Source organism: Nonomuraea sp. NPDC048881 (assembly GCF_040649795.1).
In the GTDB taxonomy this organism is placed as follows: domain Bacteria; phylum Actinomycetota; class Actinomycetes; order Streptosporangiales; family Streptosporangiaceae; genus Nonomuraea.
On sequence record NZ_JBEZGC010000042.1, the window covers coordinates 1 to 17642 of the forward strand.

General features: G+C 71.2%; 14 protein-coding genes and 1 rRNA gene. 8 read left to right on the forward strand and 7 right to left on the reverse strand.

Features of this window, described 5'->3' with window-relative positions; genetic code table 11:
* Positions 1-299: aldehyde dehydrogenase family protein (locus AB0C33_RS50835; protein ID WP_358302983.1), on the reverse strand; the 299-nt coding region annotated here is incomplete at its 3' end.
* Positions 296-1576 carry an aspartate aminotransferase family protein gene (locus AB0C33_RS50840; protein ID WP_358302986.1) on the reverse strand — a complete coding sequence of 427 codons (1281 nt, stop codon included), beginning with the start codon at positions 1574-1576 and terminating at the stop codon, positions 296-298. The genes AB0C33_RS50835 and AB0C33_RS50840, both read right to left, overlap by 4 nt.
* A gap of 236 nt (positions 1577-1812) precedes the next feature.
* Here AB0C33_RS50840 and AB0C33_RS50845 point away from each other — a divergent pair, with 236 nt between their 5' ends.
* Positions 1813-2520 (forward strand): alternative oxidase, encoded by a 708-nt coding sequence (locus tag AB0C33_RS50845; protein WP_358302989.1) that lies wholly within the window; start codon positions 1813-1815, stop codon positions 2518-2520.
* Here AB0C33_RS50845 and AB0C33_RS50850 read toward each other — a convergent pair.
* On the reverse strand, positions 2517-3965 hold the full coding sequence (locus tag AB0C33_RS50850; RefSeq protein WP_358302992.1) for an MFS transporter: 1449 nt from the start codon (positions 3963-3965) through the stop codon (positions 2517-2519). The two genes, AB0C33_RS50845 and AB0C33_RS50850, sit on opposite strands and share 4 nt — an antisense overlap.
* Positions 3966-4020: 55 nt before the next feature.
* On the opposite strand from AB0C33_RS50850, the gene AB0C33_RS50855 reads away from it, so the two are divergent.
* Genes AB0C33_RS50855 through AB0C33_RS50875 form a run of 5 tightly spaced genes read left to right on the forward strand, consistent with a single transcriptional unit; the run spans position 4021 to position 9454 of the window.
* Positions 4021-4722, forward strand: a complete 702-nt coding sequence (locus AB0C33_RS50855) for a TetR/AcrR family transcriptional regulator C-terminal domain-containing protein (protein ID WP_358302995.1) — start codon at positions 4021-4023, stop codon at positions 4720-4722.
* Between the two features lie 13 nt (positions 4723-4735).
* Positions 4736-6364: an AMP-binding protein gene (locus tag AB0C33_RS50860; protein ID WP_358302998.1), complete on the forward strand. Its 1629-nt coding sequence runs from the start codon at positions 4736-4738 to the stop codon at positions 6362-6364.
* Between the two features lie 56 nt (positions 6365-6420).
* Entirely contained in the window at positions 6421-8037 is a 1617-nt protein-coding gene (locus AB0C33_RS50865) for a PucR family transcriptional regulator ligand-binding domain-containing protein (protein WP_358303001.1), read from the forward strand.
* The gene (locus tag AB0C33_RS50870; protein ID WP_358303004.1) at positions 8034-9065 is read left to right on the forward strand and encodes a P1 family peptidase; all 1032 of its coding nucleotides are present in this window, start codon (positions 8034-8036) and stop codon (positions 9063-9065) included. Before AB0C33_RS50865 ends, AB0C33_RS50870 begins: the two co-directional genes overlap by 4 nt.
* Before the next feature lie 5 nt (positions 9066-9070).
* Positions 9071-9454 carry a cupin domain-containing protein gene (locus tag AB0C33_RS50875; protein WP_358303007.1) on the forward strand — a complete coding sequence of 128 codons (384 nt, stop codon included), beginning with the start codon at positions 9071-9073 and terminating at the stop codon, positions 9452-9454.
* A 59-nt stretch (positions 9455-9513) separates the two neighbouring features.
* Here the strand turns inward: AB0C33_RS50875 and trpS are convergent, their stop codons facing one another.
* Complete coding sequence (gene trpS / locus AB0C33_RS50880) at positions 9514-10476, reverse strand: tryptophan--tRNA ligase (RefSeq protein ID WP_358303010.1); 963 nt, start codon at positions 10474-10476, stop codon at positions 9514-9516.
* Between the two features lie 260 nt (positions 10477-10736).
* Here trpS and AB0C33_RS50885 point away from each other — a divergent pair, with 260 nt between their 5' ends.
* Entirely contained in the window at positions 10737-12206 is a 1470-nt protein-coding gene (locus AB0C33_RS50885; protein WP_358303013.1) for a phosphodiester glycosidase family protein, read from the forward strand.
* A 241-nt stretch (positions 12207-12447) separates the two neighbouring features.
* On the opposite strand, the gene fxsT is transcribed toward AB0C33_RS50885, so the two are convergent.
* Together fxsT and AB0C33_RS50895 are read right to left on the reverse strand one after the other, a co-directional pair.
* The gene (gene fxsT, locus AB0C33_RS50890; protein WP_358303015.1) at positions 12448-14949 is read right to left on the reverse strand and encodes an FxSxx-COOH system tetratricopeptide repeat protein; all 2502 of its coding nucleotides are present in this window, start codon (positions 14947-14949) and stop codon (positions 12448-12450) included.
* A gap of 787 nt (positions 14950-15736) precedes the next feature.
* A complete protein-coding gene (locus tag AB0C33_RS50895; RefSeq protein WP_358303018.1) occupies positions 15737-16240 on the reverse strand; it encodes a MarR family transcriptional regulator in 504 nt (167 codons plus the stop codon).
* 94 nt (positions 16241-16334) lie between these two features.
* Here AB0C33_RS50895 and pip point away from each other — a divergent pair, with 94 nt between their 5' ends.
* Complete coding sequence (gene pip, locus AB0C33_RS50900; protein ID WP_358303021.1) at positions 16335-17303, forward strand: prolyl aminopeptidase; 969 nt, start codon at positions 16335-16337, stop codon at positions 17301-17303.
* A 253-nt stretch (positions 17304-17556) separates the two neighbouring features.
* On the opposite strand, the gene rrf is transcribed toward pip, so the two are convergent.
* Positions 17557-17642, reverse strand: a 5S ribosomal RNA gene (rrf, locus tag AB0C33_RS50905); the annotation flags it as partial.

Consider the following 17642-nt stretch of genomic DNA (forward strand, 5'->3'; position numbering starts at 1 on the left):
TCCCCCAACGCGTCCGCATGCACCTTGCCGTGCTCGGCCGAGATCAACGCGGCCAGCTCGTCACGATGGGCGTACATCAGCTCACGGAACCGGAAGAGCACCTGCGCCCGCTTGACGAGCGAGGCGTCGCGCCAGGCGGGGAAGGCCGCGACCGCCGCGGCGACCGCGGCGTCGACGTCGGCGGCCGAGGCCAGCCGCACGTGGCCGCTGACCTCCCCGGTCGCCGGGTTGAAGATCTCCGCCGTGCGGCTGTCGCCGTCGACCGGAGATCCGTTGATCCAGTGCTTGACCGACTTCACTGAGCTGCTGCCTCTGCGTTGATGACTTCGAGTGCGTTGACGATGATCCCCAGGCCCTCGGCGGCCTCCTCCACCGTGAGGGTGAGGGGCGGGGCCATGCGGATGGCGGTGCCGTACAGGCCGCCCTTGCCGGCGAGCAGGCCCGCCTTCTTGGTCTCCTCCATGAAGCGGACGGCCTGGGCGGGGCTCTCCAGCTCGACGGCGAACATCAGGCCCTTGCCGCGCACGTCCTTGACAATCGGCAGGCGCTCGGCCGCCTCCTTGAGGCCGCCGATGATGAGGTCGCCGGTCCGCGCCGCGTTGGCCTGGAGGTCGTGGTCGAGGACGTAGTCGAGGGTGGCGTTCGCGGCGGCCATGGAGATGGGATTGCCGCCGAAGGTGGACAGACCCACGGCGTGCGGGGCGTCCATCAGGTCGCCGCGGGCGACGATGCCGCCGACCGCGAAGCCGTTGCCCAGGCCCTTGGCGAACGTGATCATGTCGGGGGTCACGCCGTGGTTCTGGATGCCGAAGAACGCGCTGCCCGTACGGCCCCAGCCGGTCTGCACCTCGTCGGAGATGAGCAGGATGCCCTGCTCGTCCAGGACCTCCTTGTAGGCGGCGAACAGCCCGTCGGGGGCCATGGTGAAGCCGCCCACGCCCTGGATCGGCTCGGCGATCAGCGCCGCCACGTCGTTGGAGACCGAGGTGGCCAGCACGTGACGCAGGTCGTCCACGCACGCCTTGATGTAGTCGGCGTCGGACAGGCCCTTGAACTGGGTGAGGTGCCGGTCGGCGCCGTGCAGGAAGTGCACGTTGAGCGGGGAGAGCGAGTTGTTCTTCCACGCCCGGTTGGAGGTGACGCTGACCGCGCCGAAGCTGCGCCCGTGGTAGCTCTGCCGCATGGCGAGCACCTGGTCGGTCCTGCGGGCGTAGGTCGCGAGGAGGAGGGCGGTCTCGTTGGCCTCCGTCCCGGAGTTGGTGAAGAACACCTTGGCGTCGGGGATGCCGGAGAGCCGGGCGATCTTCTCGGCGAGCTCGACCTGGCCGCGCAGCAGGTAGACGGTGCTGGTGTGCACCACGCCCGTGGCGAGCTGGCGCTCGACGGCGTCCCGCACCTCGGGCACGTCGTACCCGATCATGTTGGTCAGGATCCCGGCGAAGAAGTCCAGGTAGCTCTTGCCGTCGGCGTCGATGACACGATTGCCCTTGCCGCTGACGATCTCGATGGGCTCGTTGTAGTTGAGGGCCAGCCAGTTCGGCATCACTGCCCGGTGGCGCGCGAGAAGCTCCGACATGCTACCGAGTATCCCGTTCCCCCGGGCTTCCTGGCAGCGGCAGGCTGTCGGCGGGGGGTCAAATCCCCTTACAAACTGTAAGTCCTCCCCCTAGGGGATCACCCGTGCGCCTACGGGCGTACGCGCCGGCCCCTCGGTACGCCGCCAGAGGCATCGCGATTGACCACTGGCGGGCGACGACCCGGCGGGCCTCGCTCGGCCACCATCGGACCATCGACGAACCGAGGAGACCGAAGATGACCGTCACCATCGACCTGCGCCCCGGGCGCCCCGAGGCGCCCGCCGGGCCGCCCAAGCTCGACCGCGACCAGCTCCGCCGCGCCCAGCAGGACACCCTGGACACCCCGCGGATGGACTACAGCCTGCTGGCCCGGATGATGTTCAAGCCCGTCGACCTCATGTACGGCAGGAAGGGCTCCTACACGAAGTTCGCCATGCTGGAGATCATCGCGCGGGTGCCGTACCAGGCGTGGGAGCGGGTGGGCTACTGGGCCGTCCACCGGCACGCCGGACGGTCGGCTCTGGCCAGGAGGGTCTTCGAGCGCATCGTCGAGGCCCGCGCCGACCAGGACAACGAGCAGTGGCACCTGCTGATCATGCAGGACCTGGTGCAGCGCGCCGGGCAGCGGCAGAACTGGCTGCTGCACAAGGCGGCGCCGTGGCTGATCGCGTTCTTCTACTACCACGTGTCCTGGGTGCTGTTCGTGGTCCGGCCGGACTGGAGCTACCGGCTCAACGCCGAGTTCGAGGACCACGCCGAGCACGAGTACATGACGTTCGTGGCCGAGAACCCCGACCTGGACTTCGTGCCCGACCCCGGCACGTACGCCGACGAGTACGGCCGCTACCGCTCGGTGGCCGACCTGCTCCGGCAGATCGGCCACGACGAGCGCACGCACAAGCTCGACAGCCTGGAGAGCATGCGTGAGCCCCGCGTCCGTTAGACCTTGGCCGGTTCGGGAGCCACGACGGGCGCGGCCGGGCGCAGCACGGCCAGCGCGAGCAGCGCGGCGGCGACGCTGAACCCGGCCCCGACCCACGAGCCGAAGTGCACGGCCACGGTGAAGGCCCGGTCGGCGACCTCGCCGAGCCCGACCTGTTCGGCGACCCCGATCGACTCGCGGGCCGCCGCGGGCGCGTCGAGCGGCATCTCCGCGGTGTAGACGCCGGCCAGCACGCTGCCGAGCACCGCGATGCTCATGGCCAGGCCCACCTGCTGCACGGTGTCGTTGAGCGCGGAGCCGACGCCCGCGTGCTCCAGCGGGATGGCCCCCATCAGCGAGGCGTAGGCGGAGGGACCGGCCAGGCCGGCTCCCGCGCCCATCAGCACCAGCCCGCCCATCAGCGGCAGGTAGCCGGTGGTGAGCGCCATCACGACGAACCCGACGGCCATGATCAGCAGCCCGGCCGAGATCAGCACCCGGTTGGACACCTTCTTGCCCAGCGCCGCGCCGACGCCGTTGAACACGACGGCCGCCACCGCCTGGGGCAGCATGGCCAGGCCCGCCTGGAGCTCGCCGTAGCCCAGCACGAACTGCAGGTACTGGGTCAGCATGAGCATCACGGCGCCCGCGCCGAACGACATCAGCAGGATCGAGAAGGACGCGCCGCTGAAGTTGCGGTTGCGGAACAGCTGCAACGGCAGCATCGGGTGCTCGGCCCGCCGCTCCCAGACGACGAACGCGGCCAGCGCGACCACCGCCACCGCGATGAGGGCGATGTTCCACTCGCGTTCGATGATCACGTAGACGGCCGAGGTCAGGCCGACGATCGAGAGCACCACGCCCACCGGGTCGATCCGCCGCCCGGTGCTGCGGGTCTCGGGCATCAGCACGAACGCGGCCACGATGGCCAGCGCCGCGATCGGGATGTTGAGCAGGAAGACCGAGCCCCACCAGTAGTGCTCCAGCAGGAAGCCGCCCAGCGTCGGGCCGGCGATCACGCCGAGCATCGCCACGCTTCCCCAGATGGCCATGGCCTTGCGCCGCTCGTCCTCCTCGAAGACGGTCATGAGGATGGACAGCGTCGAGGGCATCAGGATCGAGCCGCCGACCCCCATCAGGGCCCGCGCGCCGATCACCTGCCAGGGCTCGGCGGCCAGCACGGCCAGCAGCGACGCGCCGCCGAAGAAGGCCAGGCCGATGACGAGGAAGCGGCGGCGACCGTACCGGTCGGACAGGCTTCCGGCGGTCAGCAGCAGGCCGGCGAAGACCAGCACGTAGGCGTCGAGGATCCACTGGATGTCGGACGGCGTCGCGCCCAGCTCCTCGATCAGGGACGGGATCGCCAGGTTCAGCACGGTTCCGTCCACCGTGAGGACCAGCAGCGAGAGGCAGAGCACGACAAGGACCCACCAGCGACGGGGGTCTCGTACAGCGTTCGAGGTCACTCGCACATCGTACGACAACTCTCGCACACTGTGCGAGAGCATTTATCCTGGGAGCATGACCGGCAAGCAGTTCACCTCTGTCTGGTTCCGCGAGCCCCGCAAGGCCGCCGCCCCGGGCCGCAGCCGCGATGAGATCGTCCGAGCCGCGCTGGAGCTGCTCGACCAGGAGGGGATGGCCGGGCTGAGCATGCGCAAGCTCGGCGCGAAGCTGGGCGCCGGCGCCACCAGCCTCTACTGGTACGTCGCCAACAAGGACGAACTGCTCGAACTGGCCTACGACCAGGTCTGGGCCGAGATGACCGTCCTCGACGCCGAGGAGGTGGGCTGGCGCGACGCCGCCTCCGCCATGGCCTACGGCATGCGCGCGGTCATGCTGCGGCACCCGTGGTCGGCCGATCTCCTCGGCCGGGTGCCCGCGCTCGGCCCGCACGCCCTGTCGGCCTCCGACCGGATGCGCAGGATCTTCAGGGCGGCCGGCTTCCACGGCCTCGACGTCGACTACGCCGTGGCCGCCGTCACCGCCTTCGTCTACGGCATGACCCTGCCCGAGATCGCCTGGGACGCCACCGCGAAGGACTCCGACTACGACGCCGAGGAGATGCGCGGCATGGTCGCCAAGGCCGCGGCCGACTTCCCCGACATGCTGGAGAGCATGGCCATGGGGGCGTACCAGGATCCGCGGGTGCTCCGGGCCACGGCGTTCGACTTCGGGCTCGTGTCGGTGCTCGACGGCCTTGAGCGGCGGCTGGCGACGTAGCAGGATCCGGGGCATGAGCGATTTCCGCGCCGCCCGCGATCTTCTCCTGAGCGCCGACTACCCCACGGCCCGACGCGACTTCCGCTGGCCGCGGGCCGAGCGGTTCAACTGGGCGCTCGACTGGTTCGACGGGGTGCTGGCCGCCGAGACCCCACAGGCCGCGGCCCTGACCATCGTGAACCCCGGCAGCCGGGTCTCCCACACCTTCGCCGAGTTGTCGGCCCGCTCCAACCAGGTCGCCAACTGGCTGCACGAGCAGGGCGTGCGCCGGGGCGACCGCGTCCTGCTCATGCTGGGCAACCAGACCGAGCTGTGGGAGTCCCTGCTGGCGGCCATGAAGCTCGGGGCGGTGGTCATCCCGGCCACGACCCTGCTGACGGCCAAGGACATCGGCGAACGCCTCGACCGCGGCCAGGTCGCCCACGTGATCGCCAACGCCGCCGACGCGGGCAAGTTCGGCGCCGGCGAGTTCACCAGGATCGCGGTCGGCGACGCGTACGGGTGGCTGCCGTACCACGAGGCGTACGACGCCCACGAACGTTTCACCCCCGACGCCCCCACCCTGGCCGGCGACCCCCTGCTGCTCTACTTCACCTCCGGCACGACCTCCCGCCCCAAGCTGGTCGAGCACACCCACGCCTCCTACCCGGCCGGCCACCTGTCCACGATGTTCTGGATCGGCCTGCGCCCCGGCGACGTGCACCTCAACGTCTCCTCCCCCGGCTGGGCCAAGCACGCCTGGAGCAACGTGTTCGCCCCCTGGAACGCCGGGGCGACCGTGCTCATCCACAACTACGAGCGCTTCGCCGCCCGCGCGCTGCTGGAGGTGCTGCGCGACGAGCGGGTCACCACGTTCTGCGCGCCCCCGACCGTGTGGCGGATGCTCATCCAGGAGGACCTGGCGGCCTGGAAGCTGCCGTTGCGCACGGCCGTGGCCGCGGGCGAGCCGCTCAACCCGGAGATCATCGACCAGGTCGCCAAGGCGTGGGGCATCACCATCCGCGACGGCTACGGCCAGACCGAGACCACCGCCCAGATCGGCAACGTACCGGACGAGCCGGTCAAGCCCGGATCGATGGGACGCCCGCTGCCCGGCTACGACATCGTGCTCATCGACCCCGTCACCGGCGAGCCCGGCGACGACGGCGAGATCTGCCTGCCGCTCGACCCCCGTCCACTGGGTCTGATGGCCGGGTACGTCGGCGGCTCCGCCGAGGCCATGCGCGACGGTTTCTACCACACCGGCGACGTCGCCACCCGCGACCAGGACGGCTACATCACCTACGTCGGCCGGACCGACGACGTCTTCAAGGCCTCCGACTACCGCATCTCGCCGTTCGAGCTGGAGAGCGTGCTGCTGGAGCATCCCGCGGTGGCCGAGGCCGCCGTCGTGCCCGCGCCCGACCCGGTGCGCCTGGCGGTGCCGAAGGCGTACGTGATGCTGGCCCCCGGGTTCGAGGCCGGCGCCGACACCGCGCGGTCGATCTTCGAGCACTGCCGCCGGGAGCTGGCGCCGTACAAGCGGGTGCGCCGGCTGGAGTTCGCCGAGCTGCCCAAGACGATCTCGGGCAAGATCCGGCGGGTGGAGTTGCGGGTGCGCGAACCCCGAGGTGAGTACCGCGAGGAGGAGTTCAATCTGTGACAGTGTGTATATGGCTGTATGACCGTTCTTACAGGTTGATCGGCTAGGCTCGCCCCGTGCTGCCCACCATCGCCGACGTCCTCGCCCTGGAGACCGTGCGCCGGGGCGGCCCGCGCGTGGTCGCGGGCGCCGACCGGCTCGACACCAAGGTGCGGTGGGTGCACGTCGGCGAGATCGCCGACATCGCCCATCTGCTGCGCGGCGGCGAGCTGGTGCTCACCACGGGCGTCGCGCTGCCCGACGACCCGGAGAAGCTCGCCGACTACGTGGGCGAGCTCGCCTCCGTGGGCGCCTCCGGGCTGATCGTGGAGCTCGGCCGCAGGTTCCTGCGCGAGCTGCCGCGGGCGGTGGTCAAGTCCGCCGAGGAGCACGGCCTGCCGGTCATCGTGCTGGCCCGCGAGACGCCGTTCGTGCAGATCACCGAGTCCGTGCACGCCCGGATCATCGACATCCAGCTTGAGGAGCTCCGCGCCTCCGAGCAGTTGCACGAGGTGTTCACCGAGCTGTCGGTCGAGGGCGCCTCGCCCGCCGAGGTGCTCACCCAGGTCGCCCGGCTGTCCGGCCGTCCGGTGCTGCTGGAGAACCTCGCCCACCAGGTGCTGGCCTGCGAGTCCGCGGGCCGCGACGCCGGCGCGCTGCTGGCCGGCTGGGAGACCAGGTCGCGCGGGGTGGCCCCGGCCGAGCGCACGGCCTACGACCCCGCCTCCGGCTGGCTGGTCACCACCGTCGGCGCGCGCGGCCAGGACTGGGGCCGGCTGATCCTGATCTGCGAGACCCCGCCGACCCCGCGCGAGATGGTGCTGGCCGAACGCGCCGCCACCACCCTCGCCCTCGGCCGCCTGCTCGAACGCCACCAGGAGTCCCTGGAACGCCAGGCCCACGGCACGATCATCACCGGCATCCTGACCCACGCCTACGCCGACCCCGACGAGGCCGCCGCCCGCGCCCGCGCGGTCGGCGTGCCGCTGACCGGGCGCAAGCTGATCAGCGTCGTCATCAGGCCGACCGAGCCCGTCGACCAGGCGCTCGACGGCCAGGCACAGCTCGGCGAGCTGGCCGAGGCCACCGCCGCCGCCTGCCGCGACGCCCGCCTGCCCGCCCTGGTGGGCGCGCTCGACCAGGAGCGGGTCGGCGTCCTGCTGCCGCTTCCGCCGCGTACCGGCGCCGAGCCCGCGCTGACCGCGCTCGCCGAGCGGCTGCGCATGCTGTGGCGGCCCGGCTCGGCGTTCGTGCTGGCCGCGGGGTCGGTGGTGGAGTCCATCCGGGACGTACGGCGCAGCTTCCTCGAAGCCGAGCAGGTCGCCGACGTGGCCGTGCGCCAGCCGGACGGCCGCGCCTTCTACCGCCTGCCCGACCTGCGCCTGCGCGGCCTGCTCCACCTGCTGCGCGACGACGCGCGGCTGCAGACGTTCGCCGAGCGCGAGCTGGGCCCGCTGCTGGCGCACGACGCCCAGCGCGGCGGCGACCTCACCCGGATCCTGCGCACCTACCTCGACGCGGGCCGCAACAAGGCCGTGGCCGCCCAGAAGGCCCACCTGTCCAGGCCCGCCTTCTACGACCGCCTGCGCCGCCTCGAACGCATCCTCGACACCGACCTCGACGACGTCGAGTCATGCCTGTCACTGCACGTCGCGCTGCTGGCGCTGGAGTCGTTCCGCAGGGAGAACCGTTGAGAGCTCGTGATCACGGCATCGTCGTCGGCGCCGGCGTCCCCGGTCCGCTGAACGCGATCACCGACGTGCCCGGCGTGCTCGTCGGCCACACCACGCTGACCGAGGGCACCGCCCGTACGGGGGTCACCGTCGTCCGCCCCGGCCCCGGCCCGGCCTACGACTCCCCCGTCTACGCCGGCTACCACTGGCTCAACGGCAACGGCGAGATGACCGGCCTGCCCTACCTGGACGACTTCGGCCTGCTGCACTCGCCGATCGGGCTGACCAACACCTTCTCCGTCGGCGTGGTGCGCGACGCGCTGGTCTCCCTGGAGATCGGCGGCCGGGGCGGGAGCGCGTGGTCGCTGCCGGTGGTCGCCGAGACCTGGGACGGCCGGCTCAACGACATCGACGCCCGGCACGTCCGCCAGGAGCACGTCGAACGGGCCTACCTCGGCGCCTCGGCGGGCCCGGTGCCCGAGGGCTCGGTCGGCGGCGGCACCGGCATGATCTGCCACGGCTTCAAGGGCGGCATCGGCACCGCGTCCCGCGTGACCGGCGACTACACGGTCGGCGTGCTCGTGCAGGCCAACCACGGCAGCCGCGACCGGCTCACCGTCAACGGCCGCCCGATCGTCATGGACGACGTGCCCCGCCCCGGCGGCCCCGAGGGCGCGGGATCGATCATCGCCGTGGTCGCCACGGACGCGCCGCTCCTCCCCCACCAGTGCCGCAAGCTCGCCCAGCGCGCCGGGCTCGGCGTGGCCAGGACGGGCGGCGCCGGCGAGAGCAGCAGCGGCGACGGCTTCGTCTGCTTCGCCACCGGCAACCGCGGCCTGCCCTCCAACGCCCTCGACGACAAGGGCTCCGGCGTGTTCGAGGTGCGCGTGCTGGCCGACGCCCGCCTCGACCCGCTCTTCCACGCCGCGATCGAGGCCACGGAGGAGGCCATCGTCAACGCGCTGGTCGCCGCCGATACGATGACCGGCGCGAACGGCTTCACCGCCTACGCACTCGACGGCGCCCGCCTCGCCGACCTGGTGAAATGAGCAACATGTCTGACGTCCTGATGCCCGACCTCGAAGACCTCGGCCGCATGATCGCGACCGCCGGCGCGTTCGCCGTGCCCGTGCACGACGTGCGGCTGACCCCCGACGAGCTCGACCCCGAGCAGATCGTCGCCGGCGACCCGGCCACGTCGTCGCTGGAGCTCGGCGACGGCAGGGGCATCTGGGAGATCACCCCGGGCGTCGTCACCGACGTCGAGACCGACGAGATCTTCGTGGTGCTGTCCGGCCGCGCCACGATCGCCGTCGAGGGCGGCACCACCATCGAGGTCGGCCCCGGCGACGTGTGCCTGTTGGCCGAGGGCGCGCGGACGACGTGGATCGTGCACGAGACGCTGCGCAAGGTGTACCAGTCCCGACAGTCCAAGTAGTCCGGACAGTCCGAGTAGTCCGGGCAGCCGGGGCAGTCCGGACAGTCCGGTCGAACCCGCTAGAACCCCATCGCCGCACGCACCTCCGCCAGCGTGCGGACCGCCCGCTCCCGGGCCCGCTCGTTGCCCTGCGCCAGCACCTGACGCACGTCGGCCTCGGTGTGCTCGCGCCGCCGCCGCCTGATCGGGCGCAGGAACTCGTTGACCGCTTCGGTGGTCAGCGCCTTGAGCGCGGCGGCCCCGCCGGCGCCGATCTCGTCGGCGATCTCCCGGGGCGGCCGGCCGAGGCAGAGCCCGGCCAGTGTGAGCAGGTTCGCCACGCCGGGCCGGTGCACCTCGTCGAAGGTGATCAGGCGGTCGGAGTCGGTGCGGGCCTTGCGGATGAGGGCGGCGGTCTCGTCCTCGGTGGCCGCCAGGGCGATGGCGTTGCCGCGGCTCTTGCTCATCTTGCCGCCGTCCAGGCCCATGAGCAGCGGACGCTCGCCCAACATGGCCTCGGGCAGCGGGAACACCTCGCCGTACCGCTCGTTGAAGCGCCGCGCGACCAGCCGCGCCACCTCCACGTGCGGAAGCTGGTCGCGGCCCACGGGCACCAGCGTGCCCTTGCAGAACAGGATGTCGGCGGCCTGGTGCACCGGATAGGTGAACAGCAGGCCGCTCACCGCGCGCCGGGCGCTGTGCGCGATCTCGTCCTTCACCGTCGGGTTGCGGCTCAGCTCCGCCACCGACACCAGGCTCAGGAACGGCAGCAGGAGCTGGTTCAGCTCCGGGATCGCGCTGTGCTGGAAGATCGTGACCTTGCCCGGGTCGAGACCGACGGCCAGGTAGTCGAGGAGCACCTCGGTGATGTTGCGCTGGATCTCGCCGGGCAGGTCGCGGTCGGTGATCACCTGGTAGTCGGCGATCAGCACGTACGTCCGGTAGCGGTCCTGCAGCTCCACCCGGTTGGCGAGGGTGCCGAAATAGTGGCCCAGATGCAGGCGTCCGGTCGGACGGTCGCCGGTCAGGACGACGTCGTTCACGATGGGTCTCTCCTTCAGGTGTGCCGCCGCCTGAGGGGAGCCCGCACGCACGGAAAAGGGCCGCCACCAGGACGGCCCAGCATGGGGAATCAGCGGCCGTCCGCCGGCCGCCACCACATGCTGATACGGGTCATAGCTCAATGTTATCTGGGCTGGGTGTCAATCTCGTAACCTCTTGAGCAGTTTGGCGCGTTCGGCTGACTCCGGGACCTTGATCTCGTCAGGATGGTTCGGTCCCTTTTCCGCCCTCTGGAGAGTTCATGTCTCGACGCACCCTCGCCGGCGGCCTGGCCATAGCCGCCACGATCACCGTCACCACGCTGCCCGCCTCGGCGGCGCAGCTCGCGGTGAAGTTCCCGTCGGCCAGCTTCCCGCTGGGCGCCCGGCCTGCCGCCACCAAGACGCTGACCGCCGTGACGCAGGGCATCGACCTGTACGACGTGAAGGCGGGCAGCTCCACCGACGGCTACACGGTGACCGTGCTCATGCCGAGCGGCCGCGACTACGGCGCGCTGGAGACCGCCCAGGCCAAGGTCGCCGAGGTCGAGGCGGCCGGGGAGGCGCCGAGCCTGCAGAAGGTGGTCCGGCCGAGCGTGGCCGACGCGCCCTCCCAGACCGTCTACATGGTCCGCGTGGGCCTGTGGTCCTTCAAGGACAAGGCGAAGGCCGACGAGACCGCGAAGGCGCTCAAGGAAGCCGGGCTGAAGGTCAAGGTCGACTACCTCGGCGACGACGGCCTCAAGACCACCGGTCCCTGGGACGCCAAGGTCGTCATGATCGACTCCCGGACGTTCCGCGGCTCGTACGCCGCCTCCCTCGGCGCCAGCGTCGCCGCGCGCGAGACGGTCTCCTCGATGGCCAAGGCGCGCAACGCGGTGGTCGGCGTCAACGGCGGCTTCTTCAACATCCACACCGCCAAGAACCTGCGCGGCGAGCCCGTCGGCGCCTCCGTGGTGGCCGGCCGGCTGCTCAGCGAGGCCGTGCCGGGCCGCTCCGCCGTGGTGCTCCAGGGCCGCAGCGTGCGCATCACCGAGCTGAAGACCGCCGTCACCGCCCTCTCCCAGGACGGCGACAAGCTCGTCGTCAACGGCGTCAACCGCGCCGCCGCCACGGACGAGGCCGTGCTCTACACCGAGGAGTACGGCGCCAAGACCCCGACCGGCGGCACCGACGTCGTCCTCGACGCCAACGGAAAGGCGGTCACCGTACGCGCGAGCGGCGCCGCCGTGGCCAAGGGCACCCGGGTGCTGCACGGCCAGGGCGGCGCCGCCGAATGGCTCGACGAGCACGCCTGGGAGGGCTGGACGGTCAAGATCGACACGAAGGTCACCGACCTGCGCACCCGCAAGGCCCTCAAGCTGACCCCCGACCTGAACGTCATCGCCGGCGGCGTCGGCCTGGTGCGCAACGGCCACGTGAAGATCACCGCCAAGCGCGACGGCCACGACTCCGTGAACATGATCCTGCGCCGCCACCCGCGCACCCTCCTCGGCGTCACCAGGAACGGCAGCCTCATCCTGGCCACCATCGACGGACGCCAGCCCGGCGTGACCATCGGCGCCAACTTCCACGAGGCCGCCCAGTTCATGCGCTGGCTCGGCGCGGTCCAGGCCATCAACCTGGACGGCGGCGGCTCGACCGCGATGGTGGTGTCGAACAAGCTGGTCAACCGGCCATCGGACGGCGTGGAGCGCGGCGTCGGCGACGCCCTCCTCGTCCTTCCCCAGTAGCCGCCGGGGCGCGAGGGGCAGGCTCGCCCCCTCCGCCCCGGCTCCCCCCTCTCAAACACCGCCCCACGGCAGCGGCCCGGTCCCGCCAGGCACCCCCCAACCGCCTGGGCTCTCCCTCCGCCAGCCCCCACCGCCTGGGCTCTTCCTCCGCCTTGCCTCCACTGCCCCAGCTGTTCTCCCCGCGGGGCATCCCACCCCACCCCCCGTTGGCGGGCGCGGGCCACGTCTCCTGGCCCGGACTTCACGGGCGGGCGTGGGCCGTCCAGTGGGCGAGTTGTTCCCTGGTCGTCACCGTGGCCGGATGTCCGGCCCCCAGCACACGAGTCCGGACCGGCAGCAACGCCGCGCACAGATCGCGAGCCCCCGCCGCGTCCCCCGCCATCCCCGTCCAGTACGCGAGGTTGGCCCTGGCGGTCAGCGTGTCCGGATGCTCGGCCCCCTGCACTCGCTCCCGTACCGGCACCAACGCCGCATACTGATCGCGCGCCGCGGCCGCCTCTCCCAACTCCCCCGTCCACCGCGCCAGCTCGTGCCGGATCGTCAACGTGTCCGGATGGTCGGGCCCGAGAATGCGCTCCCGGACGGGAAGCAGCGCCGCGTACAGGTCGCGGGCGGCCGCCGCGTCCCCCGCCTTCCCCGTCCACTGGGCCAGGCTGGCCCTGGCGGTGAGCGTGTCCGGATGCTCCGGCCCCTGCACCCGCTCCCGTACCGGCACCAACGCCGCATACTGATCGCGCGCCGCGGCCGCCTCTCCCAACTCCCCCGTCCACCGCGCCAACTCGTGCCGGACCGTCAACGTGTCCGGATGATGCGGCCCCGACACCCGCTCCCGTACCAGGAGCAACGCCGCGTACTGGTCACGGGCGGCCAGCGCGTCCCCCAGCTCGCCGGTCCACCGGGCCAGCTCGTGCCGGTTGATCAGCGTCGAGGGATGTTCGGGCCCCTGCACCCGCTCCCGCACCGGCAGCAGCGCCGCGTACTGGTCACGGGCCGCGGCCGCGTCCCCGGCCTGCCCGGTCCACTGGGCCAGGTTGGCCTGCGTGGTCAGGGTGTCCGGATGCTCGGGGCCCGACACCCACTGCCGGACGGGCAACAGCGCCGCGTACTGGTCACGGGCGGCCACCGGATCGCCGGCTCGTCCCGTCCACTGGGCCAGGTTGTGCCGAGTCGTCAGGGTGTGCGGGTGTTCGGGGCCGAGCACCCGTTCGTAGACGGGCAGCAGCTCCAGGTACTGGTCACGCGCCGCCGCCGGGTCACCCGCCTCGCCCGTCCAGAGCGCCAGCTCGTGCCGGGCCGTCAGCGTGGCGACCTCCTCCGGGCCGAGCGCCGCCGCGAGCGCGTCGGCGATCTCCTGGAACAACGACTTCGCCGTACGGTAGTCACCGCTGGCCCCCAGATACTGGGCCGTCTTGTCCATGCCGGGCGCCGTCGGCCCGAGCACCGTCCGGATGTGCGGCAGCAGCCTGGCGTACCGCGCCCATCGCGCCTTCTGCCCCGGATTGTCGGGCAGCACGGCCTCCACCAGCACCGCCGCCACCTCCCGCCACCGGCGCTGCGCGCGCAGCGGAAGCTGGTCGAGCGTGACGGCCTGCACCAGCCGGTGCACCGTGACCGTCCCGTCCACGGGCGGACCGATCAGGCTGTGCCCCCGCAACGCGCTCAGCGCCGCGTTGATCCTCAGCGTGTCCCGCGGCAGCGCCCGCATCATCAGCAACACGCTGGGATGCACGTCACGCAGCACGCGCGTGCGCGGCCCGGGGATCCGCCCGTAGGCCCGCCGCCGCTGCACGTCCGCCCGGAACAGCTCCCGCGGCGCCCACCGCGCCAGCGGCGAGAGCAGCAGATGGTACGGGATCGCCTCGTGCGCGTAGCAGGACAGCAGCCGCAGCAACGCGATGGCCTGCGGACTCGTCCTGGCCAGCCGCCGGAACGCGAACTGCCACGTGGTGGCCACCCGCTCGCGATACCCCCACGCCTGCCCCTGCGCCAGCAATTCGGCACGCTGGTGATGCAGCAGATCCAGGTACTCCGACAGCTCCAGCCCCGTCTCCGACATGTAGGCCGCGGCCTGCTCCAGCGCCAGCGGCAGCGCGCCGAGCTCCGCCACCACGGCCGCCGCCGCGACGGTGTCGTCCTGCCCCGTGCTCGCCAGCATCAGCAGCGCCGCCGACTCCAGGTCGAGCACCGGCAGCTCCAGCCCGCGATCCCGCGGCCAGCTCCCGGACCGGCTCGTGATCAGCACGTGCCCCGGCCCCGCCGGCGGCAACACGGCTCGCACCGCCTCGGCCTCCGGCACGTTGTCGAAGATCAACAACCACGGTTCGGTACGCGCCGCCAGCGCGGCGTGCACCTGGTCGACCGGGTCCGCCGCGTCCGCACCCAGCTCCCGTAAGCCCATGAGAGCCGCCAACCGGGCGAACGCCGCCGACAACACCGCAGGATCGGCCGCCGGCAACTGCCAGACGAGCTCGTAGTCGTGCTGATGGCGATAGGCGTACTCCAGCGCGAGACTGGTCTTGCCCACGCCGCCGAGCCCGTGCACGGCCACCACCGCCGGCCGCACCTGGCTGGCCAGCAGCCGCTCGCGCAGCTCCACCACGACCTCGTCCCGCCCGACGAGCTGCGGCGGCCGCGGCGCCAGCTGCACGGGCCGCGTCGCCACCTGGGGCCGCGACGGCAGATGCACGTCCCCGATGACCTCGACATGCCCCCCGGTCACCGCCGTGGACCTGTCCCCGGTCATGGCCAGCCCGGACTCCTGCCGCCCGACCACGATCGACCGCTGCCCCTCAGCCCTCTCGACCGCCCCGCCGGCAGCACCACCGACGGCCCCACCACGACCGCCACCATCGCCAACGCCACCCGGCCCGCTACCGCGCCCGCCACCGGGCCCGTCCGCACCGGCACTCGTACTGACAGCACCCTGACCAGCCTCATCGGGCCCCGAGCCACCAGAACCGGCACCAGCCCGCCCGGCCCCCTCGCCCCCCGGACCGCTCTCACCGCCGCCGGTGGGCGCCATGGCCGCCCGAAGCTGCGCCCACAACCCGACCCCGGCGATGAACAACCCCGCGACACCCACGAACATGCTGACGACGCTGGCCCGCTTGTCCAGCATGTCCAGCTGTAACGGCTCGGCGAAGAACCCCACGACCCCCGCGGCCACCAACCCGACGGAGATCGACGCGAACGTCCACGCCAGCAGCCGACGGCTACGACGCGCTGACTGCCTGGAAGGGGGAGAAGCGGTCACTCTAATAGAGTTACCCGATTACGTTCAGTATCCCAGCGAGATTATCAGGACCATGAACAACCCCTGACCTTGCCCAATGGCCATCCGGCGCACAACATCACCGATCACCGGCCCCAGACTCCTGCCGCCACTCAACCCCGACGACCCGGCACCAGCTTCCTTGCCACACCGCCACCCCCTCCGCTCCGGACCCGCCGGCTTCCCAACCGCTTCACCCAGCAGGACGGCGACCGAGACACCCAGCGGGCCCGCCACGCGGCCGACCCTCCGGTGAATCTCAACCTTGTGACCCCATCGGCGGCGGCTCGACGAGGTGATGAAGGATCCGCTGCCGCATCGACCGGCGTTCCAACGCCCGCCGAACCTCCTCCACCATGGCCGTCATCGCGTACGGGAGCTCGCCGTCCAGCTCGGCGACCGTCTGGTGGGTGGCACGCCACTCCGCCTCCAGGAACGGCACCAGCGACCGGCCGCGCTCGGTCAGGTCGATCCGGCGGGTGCGCGCGTCGGCCCCCGGCTCCGAGGTGACGAGACCCTCCTTGCGCATGGCGGCGACGGTCTGGCTGATCGCAGAGTGCGAACGGTTCAGGGACTTCGCGAGCTCGCGAATGGTCAGCGGCCCTGTGTGGGCGAGCCGGATGAGCGGATAGGCGAACCGAGTGCGCACCCCGTCGAGGCCACGCTCCAGGTAGACCTGTTCGATCTCAGCGTCCATGGCGGCCAGGAGCTCGTGCAGGGAGTGCCAGGGGTCGGGTATCGCCGTGGGGTCAGCAGATGTCACAGTGCTAATATAACAGCGCTGGCATAATCGTCGGCCCGCATCAGGCTGCGCAGTGCGCGGCATACCCCCCGACCCTCCAACGGCAGGAGCCCCCTTGTATCCCTCGATCGAACCGTACGAGCACGGCATGCTCGATGTCGGCGACGGCAACCTCATCTACTGGGAGGTCTGCGGCAACCCCGACGGCAAGCCCGCGGTCGTCGTGCACGGCGGGCCCGGGTCAGGCTGTTCGACCGGCTCCCGTCGCCGATTCGACCCGGACCGTTTCCGCATCGTCCTGTTCGACCAGCGCAACTGCGGCCGCAGCCGCCCGCACGCCGCCGACCCGGCGACCGACCTGACGGGCAACACCACCCACAACCTGATCGCCGACATGGAACTGCTGCGCGAGCACCTCGGCATCGACCAGTGGCTGCTGTACGGCGGTTCGTGGGGTTCGACGCTGATCCTGGCCTACGCCGAGACCCATCCCGAGCGAGTGTCGGAGATCGTCATCCCCGCGGTCACCATGACCCGACGCTCCGAGATCGACTGGCTCTACCGGGGCGTCGGCAGGTTCTTCCCGGAGGCGCAAGAACGGTTCGTGCAAGGCGTCCCCGACGCCGACAGCTACGGGGACGTGTTCAAGGTGCTGGCGGCATACTCGCGGCTGCTGGCCGACCCCGACCCGAAGGTACGCGAGAAGGCCGCCCACGACTGGGTCACCTGGGAGGACGCGGTGATCTCCCAGGAGACCAACGGCACACCCAACGCCTACAGCAACCGGCCGGACGACGCCATCATGGCCATGACCCGCATCTGCGCCCACTACTTCGCCAACGCCGCCTGGCTGGAAGAGGGCGTGCTCCTACGCAACGCACACCGGCTGGCCGGCATCCCCGGCGCCTTGATCCACGGCCGCCTGGACATGGGCAGCCCTCTCCAGACAGCCTGGGAACTGACCAAGGTCTGGCCCGACGCCGACCTGCACGTGGTGGCAGACTCCGGCCACACCGGCAGCGAATCCTTCAGCAAGATCCTGAACGAGGCCATCGAAACCTTCTCACCCCCCAAACAGAACTGACTTCTCGGCCCGCCATCACCTCATGGCCGGGGTGCGCTCACAACAAGAGGTATGGACGGTCGTTTCCGATAACAGACCGCAATACTTTCCTCATCGCACTGCACGTGAGGATCGACGACCGGCTCAGATGCCGGCCTGGCCCGAGACGCGCGGGCGAAACCGTCCCCGGATAACACCAAGCGGCCGGGCATCCTGAATTGCTCCGGAAATGCAGAAAGGGCCCCGACCGAAGTCGGAGCCCTTCCAAAAGATTGTCCGGCGGTGACCTACTCTCCCACACCCTCCCGAGTGCAGTACCATCGGCGCAGAGAAGCTTAACTTCCGGGTTCGGAATGTAAC